The organism is Streptomyces sp. NPDC002888 (assembly GCF_042888465.1).
Taxonomy (GTDB): domain Bacteria; phylum Actinomycetota; class Actinomycetes; order Streptomycetales; family Streptomycetaceae; genus Streptomyces.
In genome coordinates this window covers 64,206-79,817 of record NZ_JBIAPU010000014.1, presented here as the reverse complement: position 1 = coordinate 79,817, position 15,612 = coordinate 64,206, and the positions used below count along the sequence as shown (strand labels likewise).

At 71.8% G+C, this 15,612-nt stretch carries 13 protein-coding genes; 5 read left to right on the top strand and 8 right to left on the bottom strand.

The genetic code is table 11. From position 1 onward, the window contains the following. The first annotated feature begins 72 nt into the window (after window positions 1–72). Window positions 73–2,508 (top strand): SpoIIE family protein phosphatase, encoded by a 2,436-nt coding sequence (locus ACFYWX_RS23100; protein WP_389425955.1) that lies wholly within the window; start codon window positions 73–75, stop codon window positions 2,506–2,508. Between the two features lie 102 nt (window positions 2,509–2,610). Here the strand turns inward: ACFYWX_RS23100 and ACFYWX_RS23095 are convergent, their stop codons facing one another. Continuing rightward, window positions 2,611–3,261 (bottom strand): peptidoglycan-binding protein, encoded by a 651-nt coding sequence (locus tag ACFYWX_RS23095; protein ID WP_389425954.1) that lies wholly within the window; start codon window positions 3,259–3,261, stop codon window positions 2,611–2,613. Window positions 3,262–3,344: 83 nt separating this feature from the next. After that, entirely contained in the window at window positions 3,345–4,166 is an 822-nt protein-coding gene (locus tag ACFYWX_RS23090) for a hypothetical protein (protein WP_389425953.1), read from the bottom strand. 228 nt (window positions 4,167–4,394) lie between these two features. Here ACFYWX_RS23090 and ACFYWX_RS23085 point away from each other — a divergent pair, with 228 nt between their 5' ends. The 4 genes from ACFYWX_RS23085 to ACFYWX_RS23070 all read left to right on the top strand — a co-directional run bounded on the left by ACFYWX_RS23085 (window position 4,395) and on the right by ACFYWX_RS23070 (window position 9,661). Continuing rightward, window positions 4,395–5,243: a bifunctional methylenetetrahydrofolate dehydrogenase/methenyltetrahydrofolate cyclohydrolase gene (locus tag ACFYWX_RS23085; protein ID WP_389425952.1), complete on the top strand. Its 849-nt coding sequence runs from the start codon at window positions 4,395–4,397 to the stop codon at window positions 5,241–5,243. A 96-nt stretch (window positions 5,244–5,339) separates the two neighbouring features. Further along, complete coding sequence (locus ACFYWX_RS23080) at window positions 5,340–6,068, top strand: TetR family transcriptional regulator (protein WP_389425951.1); 729 nt, start codon at window positions 5,340–5,342, stop codon at window positions 6,066–6,068. Window positions 6,069–6,228: 160 nt separating this feature from the next. Further along, entirely contained in the window at window positions 6,229–6,660 is a 432-nt protein-coding gene (locus ACFYWX_RS23075; protein WP_389425950.1) for a Zn-ribbon domain-containing OB-fold protein, read from the top strand. A 223-nt stretch (window positions 6,661–6,883) separates the two neighbouring features. Then, window positions 6,884–9,661: a hypothetical protein gene (locus tag ACFYWX_RS23070; RefSeq protein WP_389425949.1), complete on the top strand. Its 2,778-nt coding sequence runs from the start codon at window positions 6,884–6,886 to the stop codon at window positions 9,659–9,661. A 49-nt stretch (window positions 9,662–9,710) separates the two neighbouring features. Here the strand turns inward: ACFYWX_RS23070 and ACFYWX_RS23065 are convergent, their stop codons facing one another. The 6 genes from ACFYWX_RS23065 to ACFYWX_RS23040 are packed head-to-tail and all read right to left on the bottom strand — an operon-like array spanning window position 9,711 to window position 15,493. Next, window positions 9,711–10,094 carry a PPOX class F420-dependent oxidoreductase gene (locus ACFYWX_RS23065; protein ID WP_389425948.1) on the bottom strand — a complete coding sequence of 128 codons (384 nt, stop codon included), beginning with the start codon at window positions 10,092–10,094 and terminating at the stop codon, window positions 9,711–9,713. Between the two features lie 26 nt (window positions 10,095–10,120). Beyond that, on the bottom strand, window positions 10,121–11,377 hold the full coding sequence (locus tag ACFYWX_RS23060; RefSeq protein ID WP_389425947.1) for a glucarate dehydratase family protein: 1,257 nt from the start codon (window positions 11,375–11,377) through the stop codon (window positions 10,121–10,123). Further along, window positions 11,374–12,282: a 5-dehydro-4-deoxyglucarate dehydratase gene (locus tag ACFYWX_RS23055; protein WP_389425946.1), complete on the bottom strand. Its 909-nt coding sequence runs from the start codon at window positions 12,280–12,282 to the stop codon at window positions 11,374–11,376. Before ACFYWX_RS23055 ends, ACFYWX_RS23060 begins: the two co-directional genes overlap by 4 nt. Before the next feature lie 24 nt (window positions 12,283–12,306). Beyond that, window positions 12,307–13,260: a carbohydrate ABC transporter permease gene (locus ACFYWX_RS23050; RefSeq protein WP_389425945.1), complete on the bottom strand. Its 954-nt coding sequence runs from the start codon at window positions 13,258–13,260 to the stop codon at window positions 12,307–12,309. After that, the gene (locus ACFYWX_RS23045) at window positions 13,257–14,162 is read right to left on the bottom strand and encodes a carbohydrate ABC transporter permease (RefSeq protein ID WP_389425944.1); all 906 of its coding nucleotides are present in this window, start codon (window positions 14,160–14,162) and stop codon (window positions 13,257–13,259) included. The genes ACFYWX_RS23050 and ACFYWX_RS23045 overlap by 4 nt, the downstream gene beginning before the upstream one ends. After that, window positions 14,159–15,493: an ABC transporter substrate-binding protein gene (locus tag ACFYWX_RS23040; RefSeq protein WP_389425943.1), complete on the bottom strand. Its 1,335-nt coding sequence runs from the start codon at window positions 15,491–15,493 to the stop codon at window positions 14,159–14,161. Before ACFYWX_RS23040 ends, ACFYWX_RS23045 begins: the two co-directional genes overlap by 4 nt. Between the last annotated feature and the right edge of the window lie 119 nt (window positions 15,494–15,612).

Below are 15,612 nucleotides of genomic sequence, written 5' to 3'. Positions count from 1 at the left end.
GGGGAAAACGGCACGTCCTGGCACGTGCGAGTGAATCGGAAGAAGGTCAAGGCAGCAGTCGATCGGGACTCCATGTGCCATGCTCGTCGCGTGACGAGCGAACCCGCCGTCCCGGCGGAACCGGGTGCCGTACCCGACCTGGTCGCGCTGACCAGAGTCGTGGCACGACAGCGCGCCGAGATGGACCGGCTCCAGGACCTCGCCGCCGTCTCGGCCGTGCTGGAGCGGGCCAAGGGCGCGCTGATGGCGCTGACCGGGTGCACCCCCGACGCGGCGCACGAGGATCTCCAGCAGCGCGCCAAGGCGGCGCACCGCACGCTCCTCGAGGAATGCTGGATCACGCTCGGCAACCTGGCGCCGCCCCTGCGCGCCACCCTTCCCGACATGGGGCCGAACGAGGCCGGAGCCGAGACCGCCGAGACCGCCTCCGACGCGTCGGACCCGGTCACGGACGACGACTCCGCCACGCTCGGCCGCCTCGCCCAGGCCCTCGCCCGGGTCGGCGGCACCCAGGATCTCGCCCGGTGCCTGCTCGAACACCTCGCGCCGGACACGGGTGCCGAGGCGGTCATGGTATACGCCCGGCTGCCCGCCGGCGGGCTCGAACTCGTCGGTCACGCCGGCATCGACGAAACCCTGGCCGCCCAGTGGCGCCAGGTGCCGCCGCTGAGCGGCATCGCCGCGCTGGACGCCCTGCGGACCGGTCGGGAGCGGTGGCTCGAGGACATCGAGAAGGACCGCGAGCAGTACCTGCTGATCGGGGACCCGCCGGAGCGGTGGGGGTCCCGTGCCTGGCTGCCCGTGCCGCCCGGCGGCTCGGCCGACCTCGTCCTCGGCGTCCTGCGCGGCCACGACGGGCCGTTCCCGCCCTCCGTCCGGGGGCAGTTGCGCGCCACTGCCCGGCTCTGCGCGGGCTGGCTGCGCGCCGTCGACGTCCGGCACCAGCCTCCCGGCGAAGGCGCCGCCGACACGGTTCAGGCGGTGTTCGACGGGCTGCCGGGCGCGGCCGTCCTGCTCAGCGCGCTGCGCGCCCCGTCGGGCGAGATCGAGGACTACCGCATCGACGCCGCGACCGCGGAGACGGCCGACGGCGTCGGCCGCAGCGGCCGCGAGCTGGTGGGCTTGCGGTTCCTCGAGTGCTGGCCGGCCGTGGCGAGCGAGGCGCTGTGGCAGGGTTGTCTGCGCGCGCTGGCCACCGGCGAGCCGTACGAGGGCCAGCCGTTCGCACGGCAGCACGTCGTGGCGGGCGTGACCGAACTGTCCACGTACTCCGTACGGGTGGCGAAACTGGGCGACGGGTTGATCGTCACGTGGATCCGGCACGAGCCCTCGGACCGGCAGGAGCAGCGGCTGGCGGACGTGCAGCGGCTGGGCAACCTCGGCTGGGCGAACTGGAACCTGGTCACGGACGAGGTCAGCTGGTCGTCCCAGGTGTTCGCCCTCTTCGACCGGGATCCCGCCGACGGCGCCGTCCGTCTGCCGGAGATGCCCTCCCTGGCCCTGCCCGAGGACGTGCCCGCGCTGACCCGCGCCGTCGCGGAACTCGTCGACGCGGGGCGGCCGTTCGACCTCCCCTTCCGCGCCCGCACCAGGACGGGCGTCCGCCATCTGCGGGCCGTCGCCGAGGCGGTGGCGGACATGCACGGCGTCCCGGTCGAGGTGCACGGGTTTGTTCAGGACCTCACCGCGCAGCGCAGCGCCGAACTGGCCCTCGTCGAGTCCGAGCGGGCGATCCTGACCCAGCACGGCGTGCTCCAGGCCGAACGGACCCTGGCCGCACGGCTCCAGCACGCGCTGCTGCCCCTGCCGAAGAAGGCGGTGCGGCCCGCCGGACTGGCCGTCGAGGTCGCCTACCTGCCCGCCCAGTCGGGGCTCAACGTGGGCGGCGACTGGTTCAGCGCCATCGAACTGCCCGACGGGGACGCCCTGTTCGTGGTCGGTGACGTCGCCGGTCACGGCATCGACGCGGTCGCCACGATGGCCCAGCTCCGCTTCACCGCAAAGGGCATGGTCATCACGGGCTCGTCGCTGACCGGCGCCCTGGCCCGGCTCAACACCCTGCTGCTGCACTCCCGCGACTCCCAGGGCACGGCGACGATCGTCCTGGCCCGCTACAACCCCGATGAGCGGCGGCTGATCTGGGCACAGGCGGGCCATCCGCCGCCGCTGCTGCAGCGGGACGGCGAGGTGCGCTACCTCGGGCGTCCGCGCGGCATCCTGCTCGGGGCGTGCACCACGCCGGTCTACGAGGAGGCGGAGTGCCGGCTCCAGCCCGGCGACCGGCTCGTGATGTACACCGACGGTCTGGTCGAGCGGGCCGCGGAGAGCATCGACCGGGGTCTGGAACGGCTGGCCCGGGCCGTGGGCGACCGTTCCTCGGACCGGCCGGGCGCCCTCGACCGGCTGCTGGCGGCGATGCTGGAGAGCGAGCAGCAGGACGACGTGTGCGTGCTCGACATCCGGGTTCCGCTGGATGCGGGCGACGACGCGGACGAGGCGTCGCCGTAGGCACGCGCGGGGACCGTTCATCGGCTCCATGATGACGCCCGGCTCTCCGTCGGTACCGCCGTTTTTCCCCGGCGTTGCCCGCCGTTCGACTCGGCGCGTCGGTCAGCTTCCACTCGTACGGGACTCCAGGTCACGTCGCGTGTCGTCGCCGTAGACGCCGGTCTCGTCGCCACGGATGCCGTACCAGAGCTGGAAGCGGGCCACGGCCTCGGTGAGGACGGTGTCGTAGCGGCCGTCGGTGGGGCCGTGGGCATAGACGTCGGGGATGCGCAGGAGGCGTTGCTGGAGGTCGGTGACCTCGGGGCCGGAGGCCCCCTCGCGCAGGGTGCCGGCGCCGTCGGGGTCGGTGGAGGGCGGCGGGGAGGTCGGGGCGGCCGGGGCGGGGGCGCTCGTCGTCGGGGGCGCGGGCGCGGCGGTGTCGGCGGTGCCGCCGCCGGGCAGCAGGAAGGCACAGCCGAAGCCGACGAGTGCCGCCGCGAGGACGCAGGCCGCCGCGAGCGCGGTACGGCGGGGTCGGGGGCGGTGGCGGGGTGGCGGTTCGCGGCGGCCGGTGGACACGGGAGGCAGCTCCTGCGTCTCGGCCTCGGCTCCGGGCGCCGGTTCGGGCAGTCGTACGGCCTCGTACTCGCCGGTGTTCTGCGTCAGCTCCTTGAACAGCTCCGCGAGGGCGTCCGTGCGGCGCAGCCGCAGCACGCGGATGGGTTCGAGGGGTGGGCGGTCGTCCGGCTCCCCGGGTTCCTCCGGTGTCGGCACGCTGCTCTCCTTCCGTCCCGTGGATCCCCGAGGAGAGATACGCGCGTGCCGCCGCCCTGGTTCAGTCGGGCCTCAGCCGGGCTTCAGCTGTCGAGAAAGCGCCGCAGGGATTCCTTCAGGGCCGTCACGAAGGCGTCGCGGCCCTCGTCGTCGAGGGCGTCCAGGGACAGGTAGGGGTTGAGGTCCTCGAGTTCGACCAGCAGCAGCTCGCCGCCGGGGGCGCGGCAGGCGTCGACGCGCTGCACGCCATGGCCGAGGCCGTTCCACTCGACGAAGCCGCGGGCGAACTCCAGGTCGTCCGGGGTGGGCGCGTACGGCTCCAGTTGCCAGCGCCGGTCGGGGTACGGGGCGTACAGGGCGTACAGGAATTCGTGGTCGACGAAGTAGAACGAGACCTCGTAGGCGAAGTCGACGCACGGCTGGACCAGGACGGTGCCGTCGACGAGGCCGGGCAGGCGGTCGGCGGTGACGATGCTCAGGCCGAGGGAGTCGGCGCCGAGTTTGGGCTTGACGACGTAGCGGTCGGTCTCCGGGAGGCGGTGCAGGTCCGCGAGGCGGTCGACGGTGGGTATCACCGGCCGGCCCGCGGCGCTGAGGTCCAGGAGGTACTGCTTGCCTGCCATGTCGGCCTTGCCGGTGAGCGGGTTGTAGACGCGGGTGCCGCCGCGGACCGCGCGCTCGCGGAAGTCCTCGTAGGCCGCCTGGTACGACAGTACGGGGCCGCTGTTGCGGACGACGACGGCGTCGAAGGCGTCCATGAGAGCGACCGCGTCGATCGGGTGGCACAGCGCCAGGTCGAAGTCCTCGCGGAGGCGGGCGGTGAGGTGGATGTCCTCGTCGCAGTAGCGGCGCCCGCGGGCCGGGTACGCGAGGTCGGTGACGTAGAGGAGGCGGGGGCGGGTCATGCGGGGTCTCCTCGGAGGCGCGGTGGGGGCACGGCGGGCGGATACCGCGGGGCGGCACGGCGCCGAAAGGTTACTTCGCCTGCGGGGCGGGCCCGGCGCGGGCCGTACGATGGCACATCGAGGGCCGGGGCGTGCGTGCCGGGTCCCGGACACCGTCGTCCTCCCCGGATCTTCTCCGCGTCCTCCTCCGAGTCTTCTCCCGAGTCTCCCGAAGGGTTCGCGACTCCCGTGACCACCGCAACACTGCTCGACGGTAAGGCCGCCGCGGCCGACATCAAGGACGAACTCGCCCTGCGCGTCCAGGCGCTCAAGGACCGGGGCGTCACCCCTGGCCTCGGCACCATCCTGGTCGGCGACGACCCGGGCAGCCGCAGTTACGTGGGCGGCAAGCACCGTGACTGCGCGCAGGTCGGGATCGCCTCGATCCGGGTGGAGCTGCCCGCCACCGCCTCCCAGGCCGACGTCGAGGCCGCGGTGCTCCGCCTCAACGCCGACCCGGCGTGCACCGGCTTCATCGTCCAGCTGCCGCTGCCCGCCCACATCGACACCCACGCCGTGCTGGAGCTGATCGACCCCGCGAAGGACGCCGACGGGCTGCACCCGGCGAACCTCGGCCGTCTGGTGCTGGGCATACCGGCGCCGCTCCCCTGCACCCCGCGCGGCATCATCGACCTGCTGCGCCGCAACCACGTGCCCATCACCGGCCAGCAGTTCTGCGTCATCGGCTGCGGGATCACGGTGGGCCGCCCGCTCGGCCTGATGCTGACCCGCAGCACCGAGCACGCCACGGTGACCCTGTGCCACGAGGCCACCCAGGACGTCGCCGCGCACACGCGCGTGGCCGATGTCGTCGTGGCCGCGGCCGGTGTGGCGCACCTGGTCACCCCGGACTGGATCAAGCCGGGCGCGACGGTGCTGTCCGTGGGCCTCACGCGCACGGTGGAGGGTGTCCTGGGTGACGTCCACCCGGATGTGCACGATGTCGCCGGGTCGTACGCGCCGCCGGTGGGCGGTGTGGGGCCGATGACCCGGGCCATGCTGCTGACGAACGTCGTGGAGGCGGCCGAGCGGTTCTGACCTCCAGCGGGTCATGAAGGGCACTCAGTTCCCCGTCGAGGGCGCCTGGAGGGAACTGAGTGCCATGGCTGCCGGTCAGGTGCTACGTTCCCGTTCATGAGCTCCAGCAGCAGCGCCGAGGCGGCGTCCGCGAAGCCGCCCATGCGGGACGCCCTGGTCGCAGCGGCCTTCCAGCTCTTCCTGGAGCGGGGCTACGAGCAGACCACCGTCGACGACATCGTGGCGCTCGCCGGCGTCGGACGACGCTCGTTCTTCCGCTACTTCCCCTCCAAGGAGGACGTGGTCTTCCCGGACCACGAGCGCTGTCTCGCCGACATGACGGCCTTCCTCGCCGCGAGCGACGAGGGGCACGAGCCGGTGCTGCGGGTGTGCGACGCGGCCCGGCTGGTGCTGGGGATGTACGCCGAGAACCCGGCCTTCTCCGTGCAGCGCTACCGGCTCACCAAGAAGGTGCCCGGGCTGCGGGCGTACGAACTGTCGGTGGTGTGGCGCTACGAGCGGGCCCTCGCCGAGTACCTGCGCGGGCGCTTCGCCGGCCGGCCCGACGGGAATCTGCGGGCGGACGTGATCGCGGCCGCCGTGGTGGCCGCGCACAACAACGCCCTGCGCTCCTGGCTGCGTTCGGACGGCCGCAGCGACGCGGGCGCCACGGTCGACCACGCCCTGGGATACGTGCAGTCCGCCTTCGGCACACCTCCCGTGAACGTCCACGTGGCGTCGCTCACCGACGAGCGGCCCGACGACGTGGTCGTGGTCGTCTCCCGGCGCGAGGCGCCCCTGTGGCGGGTGGTGCAGGAGATCGAGACGGCGCTGGGGCGCGCCTGACCCCGACGCGATCGGGGAAGATTAAGGGAACGCAGTGCCTTTACGACTGACACTCAGTGCCATACGCTGATGCCGTGCGCGGTGGCACGGTCGACCGCGCACAGGCGTGCTCGGTGGCCGTGCACGCGGGATTCCGCCCGAGCGCAGGGAGTTGACCAGCGTGTACCACCACTCAGGAAGCGCCGTTCAGCAGGCAGCCGGTTTTGCGACGGGCCTCCTCGATCCTCTGGCCCCGGGCTCGGTCTCGACCTCGACCTCGGATGCCATCCTCTTCCAGCGCTGCACGTGGTGCGCCAGCGCCATGTACCACCGGCTGCTGTGCCCCGTGTGCCGGGGCAGCGACCTGCGCACGGAGCGCAGCGAGGGCACGGGCACGGTCCGCCACTCCACCGTGGTGCACCGCAACACCCCCGCCGCGCGCAACGTGTCCCTGGTCGAGATGGCCGAGGGCTTCGTGGTGCGGGGCCGGGTCATGGGCCCGCCCATCGGCATCCACAGCGGTGACCGGGTACGCCTGTCCACGGCCAAGGACCCGGTCCGCGGCGAGCCGGTCTTCCAACTGCTGGACGAGCCGTACCGGGCGTGGCGCTGACGCCGTCGGCGACAAGGGCGCGGCGGCGGGCACAGTGGTCCGCGTCGACGTCTTGGGCTTCTCCGTGACGACGCGGCGGCCCGCCTTGGCTTGATCGTGTCGGTGGGTTCGGGCCTGCTTCCCCTCACAGGCAACCCACAGGGGCCTTCTGCCGTCATCCGGGACGCGTGAGGCTCCCTGGACCGACGGGGCCGCCCGCGCTCGGGGTTCGAGGAGGGGACCATTGATCCGTGCCCGGCGAATAGGTGTCACCGCCGTGGCGGTTCTGGCCGCCCTGGCGGCGTCGCCAGGACTGGCGCAGGCTCAACAGCCGCCCGGGGGTGCGCCGTTGACGACGGTGAGCGACAGCGAGGGCGGGCTTCCGCCGGGCTGGCGCATCACCGGGGAGGGTGACGCGCGGGAGTTGGTCTGGCGCGCACCGGAGCGCGTTCCCATGGGGGACGCGCGTGTGGAGTTCCATGCCGGGGGCCGCCTGCTGGGCGTGCCCGCACCGGAGAAGGACGGCCGGACCTTCCGGCTGGACCTCGCCGACGTCCACGCGACGAAGCTGACCGACCTTCAGGTGCTGGCGGCGGGGCGTCGGTTGGACGCCGACGAGAAGACCCCCGCCCCGCGCGAGCGCGACTCCCTGGCCGCCGCGCAGCCGCCGGCCCCGCTGCCCGCGGGCGCCGTCGACCCCGGCAAGCCGGGCTCGTTCCGTACGACGACCGGCGAGTACGACCTCGACTCCGTGAAGCTGCCCGGATTCCCCGCCCCGGTGGAGATGAAGGCCGTCGTGGTGGCGCCGAAGGGCGCCACCGGCAAGCGCCCGCTCGCCCTGTTCCTGCACGGCCGGCACGGCACCTGCTACAAGGGTGACGACGTGAGCGGGAACTGGCCGTGCAAGGCCGGCGAGAAGCAGATCCCGAGCTACCGGGGCTACCTGCGCGACCAGCAACTCCTGGCTTCCCAGGGCTATATGACGGTGTCCATCTCGGCCAACGGCATCAACGGCCAGGACTGGGACGCCGCGGACGGCGGCGCGCAGGCGCGTTCGTCCCTCGTGCGGCAGCACCTCGCCCGCTGGGCCGACTGGGCCGCCCACCCGTCCGCCGCCCCGGCGGTTGTGCGCAACGCGCCCAGGACGGACCTGAATCGCGTCCTGCTCGTCGGGCACTCGCGCGGCGGGGAGGGCGTGAACCGGGCCGCGATGGACAGCCTCTATCCGGCGCCCGCCGACCAGGACGGCTACCGCGGCCCCGTGCGCTGGCACGTGCGCGGGACCGTGCTGATCGGACCGACGATCTTCGGCCAGAATCCGGTCCCGGACGTACCGTCGGTGACGATCCTGCCCGGCTGCGACGGCGACGTCTCCGACCTCCAGGGCGAGGTGTTCGTCGACGGCACCCGCGGGGTCAGCCGTGGCGCGGCGCTGCACAGCGCGGTCTACGTGGTGGGCGCCAACCACAACTTCTTCAACACCGAGTGGACTCCCGGGCAGGCCAAGGCGCCCGCCGACGACGACTTCTACGAGGACGAGGAGCACCCCGACCGGGTCTGCTCGAAGGGCGCCCGGACCCGGCTGACCGCCGACCAGCAGCACAAGGCCGGCGCCACCTACATCGCCGCCGCGGCCCGGCTGTTCGTCGCCGGCGACGACCGGGCGCGCGAGCTGCTCGACGGCACGGGCAAGCGGGCCCCTTCGGCCGACCCGGCGCGCGTGCTCACGCACGCCGTCGGCGCGGGCCGGCGCGGCGGCCTGCTGCCCGACGGGCCGGTCACGGTGACCGGTGGCCGACTGTGCTCGGCCGCGGACCCCGCCCCGGCGGTCGCCTGCCTGGGCGAGGACGTGCCCGGGTCGTCGCCGCACTTCGCCCAGTGGTCGACCGAGCGGGAGACCGGCCGTCGCGCGGTGGCGCTGCGCTGGTCCTCGCCCGGCTCCGCGGCGCGCATCAAGCCCGCCACGCCGCTCTCCCTGGCCGGTGCCAAGAACCTCGCGCTGCGTGTCTTCGTGCCGCCGAACACCACCGGCACACAGCTGGACGTGTCTCTCACCGACACCTCCGGGAAGCGGGCCAACCTCGGCCGGATCAAGGTGGACGGGCTGCCCGGCAGCGACCGGACGTCCTCCTACTGGGCGCGTGAGGTGCGCGTACCGCTCGCGGCCGCCGCGCTGCGGGGCTTCGACCTGCGGCACGTGAAGACGCTGGAGCTGACGCCCCGTTCACAGAAGGGCCAGGCGTGGCTCATGGACGCCTGGGGCTGGCGCCCGGGCACTCCGGCCGTCACGGAGGCCGCGCTGCCGCGTGTCGACGTCGGCCGCACGACGGTCGAGGAGGGCGACTCCGGCGTCCGTACGTACCAGGTGCCGGTGAAGGTGTCGGGCCAGGGCAGCGGCAAGGTGCGGCTGTATGTGGTCGACCCGGCGACCGGCAAGGCGAAGGACCGTCTGGTGACGGTGCGGTCCGGCGGCCAGTCCGTCGACATCCCCGTCCAGGTGAAGGGCAACACGCGCTTCTCCTACGACGTGGAGCACTCCGTGCTGGTGAAGGCGGTCCAGAACGCGGTCGTCGGCTCGGACCACGGTGGGGTCGCCGTGCTCAACGACGACCCGATGCCCAGGATCGGCGTGACGCCGGTCGCGGACCGGGTGACCGAGGGCAAGCCGCTGACCTGGCGGGTGACCCTGTCCGAGGCCGCCGACGTGGATCTGTGGTCGGGGTTCACCGTGGCGCCGGTGTCGAGCGGTGCCGAGCTGTCCACCAAGGACGTCGACCCGCAGTGGCTCAGGGAGTCGTCCGGTGAGTCCCCGGACCCGGAGCGCGCGCTGTCCCAGCTGGAGTCGCTCTGGCTGTGGGGGGCCGTCCCGGCCGGACAGACCGGCGCGGAGATCACGGTGCCCACGGTCGCCGACCGGGTGACCGAGCCCGCGGAGTCCGTGCGTTTCGGGTACGTCGACGACTCCGGTGAGCCGCAGCAGGGCGGGCCGGAGCTGACGGGCACGGTGCTGGACGCGTCGTAACCCGCCTGTCGACAGGGGGGCACGGACCACGGGTCCGTGCCCCCCTCTCTCATGTCAGCCGCACGCGGATGCCCACGGTCCCCTCGGTACCCCGGCGCAGCCGGCTCCCGAGGAGCGTCAGCCGGCCGAGGATGCCGTACTTGCGCGCGACGAGCGTGCGGTAGTGGGCGGTGGTGGCCGCGTCGCAGATCTCGGCGGTGGCCGGGACCTGCTCGCCGGTCGGGTTGCCGCGCACGTCGCACGGCCCGACGAGGACGTCTGCGCGGGCCCGGATCCGCTTCACCTTCCAGGAGTCCGCGGCCGTCCAGACGCCGAGGGCGTCACCGTCGCGCACCACCCACACCGGGGTGGGCACGGTGGTGCCGTTCTTCCGATAGCTGGTGACCAGCAGGTACTTGCCCGCCGCGAGCCGGTCGAGCGAGGTGTCGTCCATGCCCGGCAGTCTAGGCACCGCCACTCTCACCAGCGAGGCAGCCTCCGTTCGTACTCCGGCTGGATCCGCCGCATGTAGCCGGTGTCGTCGCGGCCGCGCATCCCGGAGTCGACATAGCGGCGGTGCAGCCGGTCCAGGGCGTCGTGGTCGAGTTCGACACCGAGACCGGGGCCGGTGGGGACCTTCACCTCCCCGTCGCGCAGTTCCAGGACGCCGGGGACGATCACGTCGTCGGCGGAGTTCCACGGGTAGTGGGTGTCGCAGGAGTGGTCGAGGTTGGGGATGGCCGCGGCGACATGGGTCATGGCGGCGAGGCTGATGCCCAGGTGCGAGTTGGAGTGCATGGACAGGGCGATCCCGAACGCCTCGCAGACGGCGGCCAGTTCACGGGTGCGGCGCAGGCCGCCCCAGTAGTGGTGGTCGGTGAGGAGCACCTGGATCGCGTTCTGCTCGATCGCGGGCCGCAGATGCTCCCAGGCGATCACGCACATGTTGGTGGCCAGCGGCAGCGGCGACTCCTTCGCCACCTCCGCCATGCCGTCGATGCCCTGGGTGGGGTCCTCCAAGTACTCGAGTACGCCGTCCAGTTCACGCGCGACGTACTGCGAGGTCTCCACCGTCCAGGCCGTGTTGGGGTCCAGGCGCAGCGGCTGTCCGGGGAAGGCCTCCGCGAGCGCCCTGATCGCGGCGATCTCCTCGTCCGGCGGGAAGACGCCGCCCTTGAGCTTGAACGAGCGGAAGCCGTACCGCTGTTGCATCAGCCGGGCCTGCTCGACGATCCCGGCCGGGTCCAGGGCCTCGCCCCAGTCGTCGCCGATGGCCGGACGGCCGTCGAGGGCGGGGTGTTCGGCCCACTTGTAGAAGAGGTACGCGGCGAACGGCACCGAGTCGCGGACCGTACCGCCGAGCAGGTCGCTGACCGGGCGGTCCAGCAGTCTGCCCTGCGCGTCGAGGCAGGCGACCTCCACGGCGGAGGTGGTCCAGCCGCGTTCGTGGGAGCTGGGCACGGTGGGCAGCAGGGCGGCGTCGATCGCGGCGGTGACGGCCGTGGTGTCGAAGACGTCCAGGCCGACCACCGTCTTGGCCGCGGTCAGCAGCCGTTCGAGGCGCACCTCGCCGCCGGGCGACTCGCCGAGTCCCACCGTGCCGTCCTCCAGGACGAGTTGGAGAATCACACGCAGCGCGAGGTGCTCGTGGACGCCATTGGAGTTGAGCAGCGGCGGGTCGGAGAAGGCGATGGGGGTGACGACCAGTTCCCGGATCCGGGTGGCGGAGGTGCTCATGCGCCGACCACCTCCAGGCCGTGGTCGATGAGTTTCGCGAGCCGGGCGACGTGCTCCGGCGTGGGATCGAGCAAAGGCGCCCGTACGCCGCCCACGTCCAGGCCGCGGATGGTCACGCCGGCCTTGACGAGGGACACGGCGTATCCGGGAACCTCGTCGCGGAGTTCGACGAGGGGGCCGTAGAACTCGTCGAGGAGGGTCGTCACCCGGGTCTCGTCGCCGGTGGCGAGCGCCCGGTGGAAGGCCAGAGCGATCTCCGGGGCGAAGGCGAAGACGGCGGAGGAGTAGAGGCCCACGCCGATGCCCTGGTAGGCGGGCGCGGTCATCTCGGCGGTGGGCAGGCCGTTGAAGAACTGGAAGCCCTCGGTGCCCGGCACGGCGCGCACCGCCCGGACGATGCGGTGCATGCGCTCGATGTCGCCGATGCCGTCCTTGAGCCCGACGACCTTGGGCAGGGCGGCGATCTCGGCGGCGGTGCTCGCGGTGAGGCGGGCGGTGCCGCGCTGGTAGAAGACGACGGGGAGGTCGGTGGCGGCGGTGGCCTCCTCGACGTAGCGCACCAGGCCCTGTTGGGGTGCGGTCACCAGGTACGGCGGCAGCAGCAGGATGCCGTCGGCGCCGGCGCGGGCCACACGGGCGGCCTGGTCGCGGGCGACGGGGGCCGGGCCGCCGGCGGCGGCCAGCACGGGCACGCGCCCTGCGGTCGTCTCGACCGCCACGCGCGTGGCCCGTTCGATCTCCTCGGGCGTCAGGGCGTGGAACTCGCCGGTCCCGCAGGCGACGAACACGCCGCCCGCGCCGGCCGAGACACCCGACTCGATGTGCTGGGCGAGCCGTTCCTCGTCCAGTGAGCCGTCCGCGGAGAACGGCGTGACCGGGAAGAACAGCACTCCTTGGAACTTCATGTCTCCCTCTGGGGGTGTGGGGGATCAGCCCTTCGTGGCGCCGGCGGCGATGCCGGTGACCAAGGAGCGCTGGAGGAGCAGGTAGACGATCAGGCTGGGGACGAGTGCGATGACCGCGCCGGCGAGGACCACCCCGGAGCCGACCTCGGGGTCGGTGCGCAGGATGGACAGGGCGACGGTGACCGTGTAGTCGGTGGGGTCCTTGGCGGCGATCAGGGGCAGGAGGTACTGGTCCCAGATCATGATGAAGCCGAGCACGCCGGCCACGCCGAGCGCGGGCTTGCACAGCGGCAGGATGACCTGCCACAGCATCCGCAGCTCTCCGACGCCGTCGATGCGGGCGGCTTCCTCGATCTCGGTGGGGATGTCCTTCATGAACTCGGTCAGCAGCATCACCGAGAAGCCCCAGGCGCCGAGCGGCAGGATCACCGCCCAGACCGTTCCCTTCAAGTCCAGCCCCACGACCGGGACATGGCCGAGGACCAGGGACAGCGGGATGGCGATGACCTCCTCCGGGAGCATCATCGTCAGCATGAACAGGGTCAGGATCAGGGCCTGGCCGCGGAAACGGTGCCGGGCCAGTGCGTACGCGGCGAGCACCGAGACCACGAGCTGGAGCAGCAGCCCGCCGCCCGCGATGACCAGCGAGTTGGTGAAGTAGTCCCAGATGCCGCGCTCGCCCGCCACCTTGATGTTCAACAGCGTGGGGTGATGCGGGAGGAAGGACAGCGAGGAGCCGCTGGGGTTCGTGCTGAACGCGCCCGAGATGATGCTGAGAAGCGGCGCGGCGAAGATCGCCAGGGCGATCACGCAGAGCAGGATGCGCAGGGCCAGGCCGAGACCGGGCCTGTCGTTCCAGCCGAGGGCGGTGTCGAAGCGGGCGGGGGTGGTGCGGGCTCGCTTGCCGGTGCCCTTCGACGCGGAGTGGGAGACCTCGTCGGACGGTGTGCGGACGGGGTCGAGGGCGGGTGCGCTCATCGCACGTCTCCCCTCTTGCGGAAGTAGTTGACCGTGACGGTGAGCAGCAGCGTCACGCAGAGCAGCACGACGGAGGCCGCGGACGCGCCGCCGATGTCGTTGCGGGTGAAGCCGAGGGTGTAGGCGCGGGTCATCCAGACCTCGGTGGAGCCGGCGGGGCCGCCGCCGGTGAGGACGTACACCTCGGTGAACACGCGCAGTCCGCGGATGGCGGCGAGCGTGAGGACGATGCCGAGGGCGGGGCGGATCGCGGGCAGCGTGATGTGGCGCAGACGCTGCCACAGGGAGACGCCGTCCATCGCCGCCGCCTCGTACAACGAGCGGTCCACGCCTGCGAGTCCGGCAAGGATGATCACCATGTTGTACGGGGCGGCCATCCAGATGCCCATGACCATGGTCGACCACAGCGCGGTGTCGGGGTTGTCGAGGAACGGCACGGGACCGATGCCGAGGAAGCCGAGGCCGGTGTTGATGAGGCCGTCGCCGGTCGGGTAGTACATCAGCCGCCACAGCTCGCCGACCACCGCGGTCGCGGTGACGACGGGCAGGAACACGGCCGTACGGACGAACTTCAGGGAGCGTGCCTGGCCCTCCAGGATCAGGGCGAGCAGGAAGCCCACGAGGATGGCGCCCAGCGAGATGCCGATGCCCAGGACGAGGGTGTGGCCGATCGCGTCCTGGAAGCGTTGGTCGCTCAGCACGCGCGTGTAGTTGTCGAGGCCGACCCACTGGTCACCGAGGAAGGGCCGCACCTTGAAGAAGCTGAGCCAGATGCCCTTGCCCATCGGCACGAACTTGAAGACGAGGGCGAGCAGCAGACCCGGGGCGAGGAACAGCCAGGGCAGCACTGCCTTCTTGTTCAGCCCTCTGCGCCCTGCGGGCGTGGTCACGGTAGCGGTCATTTCAACAGGTCCTGGTCCTTGAGGTCACCGGCGAGGGTTTCGTTGAGCTCCTTCAGGCCGGAGCGGACGTCACTGCCGCAGTACGTGAACAGGGCGTTGAGGCTGTCTGCGGTGTCCTGCTTGATGGGGGCGAAGTCCGGTGCGTTGGGGAACTGCTCGGAGGTGTGCTCGTACGCCTTCTGTACGACGCTCCAGCGCGCGTCGTCCCGCACCTCGGCCGCGTCCAGGGTGGAGTTGGTGGGGATGCGTACGACGGGCTGATGGCCGTCGACGCTGGTCATGGCGATCTTCTGGCCCTCGGAGGAGACGAGGAAGGCGGCAAGTGCCTGTTCCTGCTCGGTCTTTCCGGTCTTGGCGCCGAAGTAGACGTTCTCGCCGTCGGCCAGCACGTCGGAGCCGGCCGGGCCCGCGGGGGCGGGCACCACCTCGTACTTGTCCTTGCCGACCGTCCCGTCGAAGGTGGTCATGTTGTAGGGGCCGGTGAGGTACATACCGGCGTTGCCGTCCTGGAAGTTGGTGGCGGTACCGGTGATGGCGGTCACGGCGCCGGGCTGGACGACACCCTTGACGCCGCAGAAGAGGTTGTCCTTCATCCACGTCACGGTGCGTACGGCGGCAGCCGAGTCGATGACCGGGCGGTAGCCGCCCTTGCCGTCCGGCTCGATGATCTTCGCGCCGCCCTGCCACAGGAAGTTCGCGCCCCACCAGGCCGCGTAGCCGTTCAGGGCGCTGCCCGGGACGACCATGCCGTAGGTGTCCTTCTTGCCGTCCCCGTCCGGGTCACGGGTGGCGAAGGCCTTGGCGACGGTGAGCATCTCCTGCCAGGTCGTGGGCGCCTTCAGCCCCAGCTTCCGCAGCCAGTCCTTGCGGATCATCAGGGTCTGTGCCTGCCGCGAGTACGGGATGCCGTAGTGCTTGCCGTCGATGCCCACGGTGGAGGACCAGCTCTTGGCGGTGATCTGGTCGTGCCCCGCGATCGAGGCGGGATCGATCGGCTTGAGCAGACCCTGGCTCTGGTAGCTGCCCATCAGAGCCGTGTCGTTGATCATGACGTCCGGCAGGTCCTTGGTGGAGGCCCGGCTCTGCAACTGCTGGTCGAAGTTGACCACCGGCTGATAGTCGATCTTGATCCCGGTCTTCTTGGTGAAGGCGGCGAAGACACGGTCATAGGTGGCCGCGGAGTCCGGATTGCTCCGGGTCCACACCTCCAGGGTGTTCGGGTCGCTGCTGCCGGCGCTGCCGGAACCGGAGCCGCAGGCGGCCGTTCCGAACATCAGCCCCGTGACGGCAAGCGTGGCGACCAGGTGGCGGCGTCGTCGGCGATGCCCCATGGACACACTCCGTTCATATCCGTGAACTTGCTTCACGAATCTAAATCGAGGCGCCCAAGCTACGAACGGTTTCAGCCGCATGTCAATACATGGCTGGAAGATTGCGCGGAGGTCACACG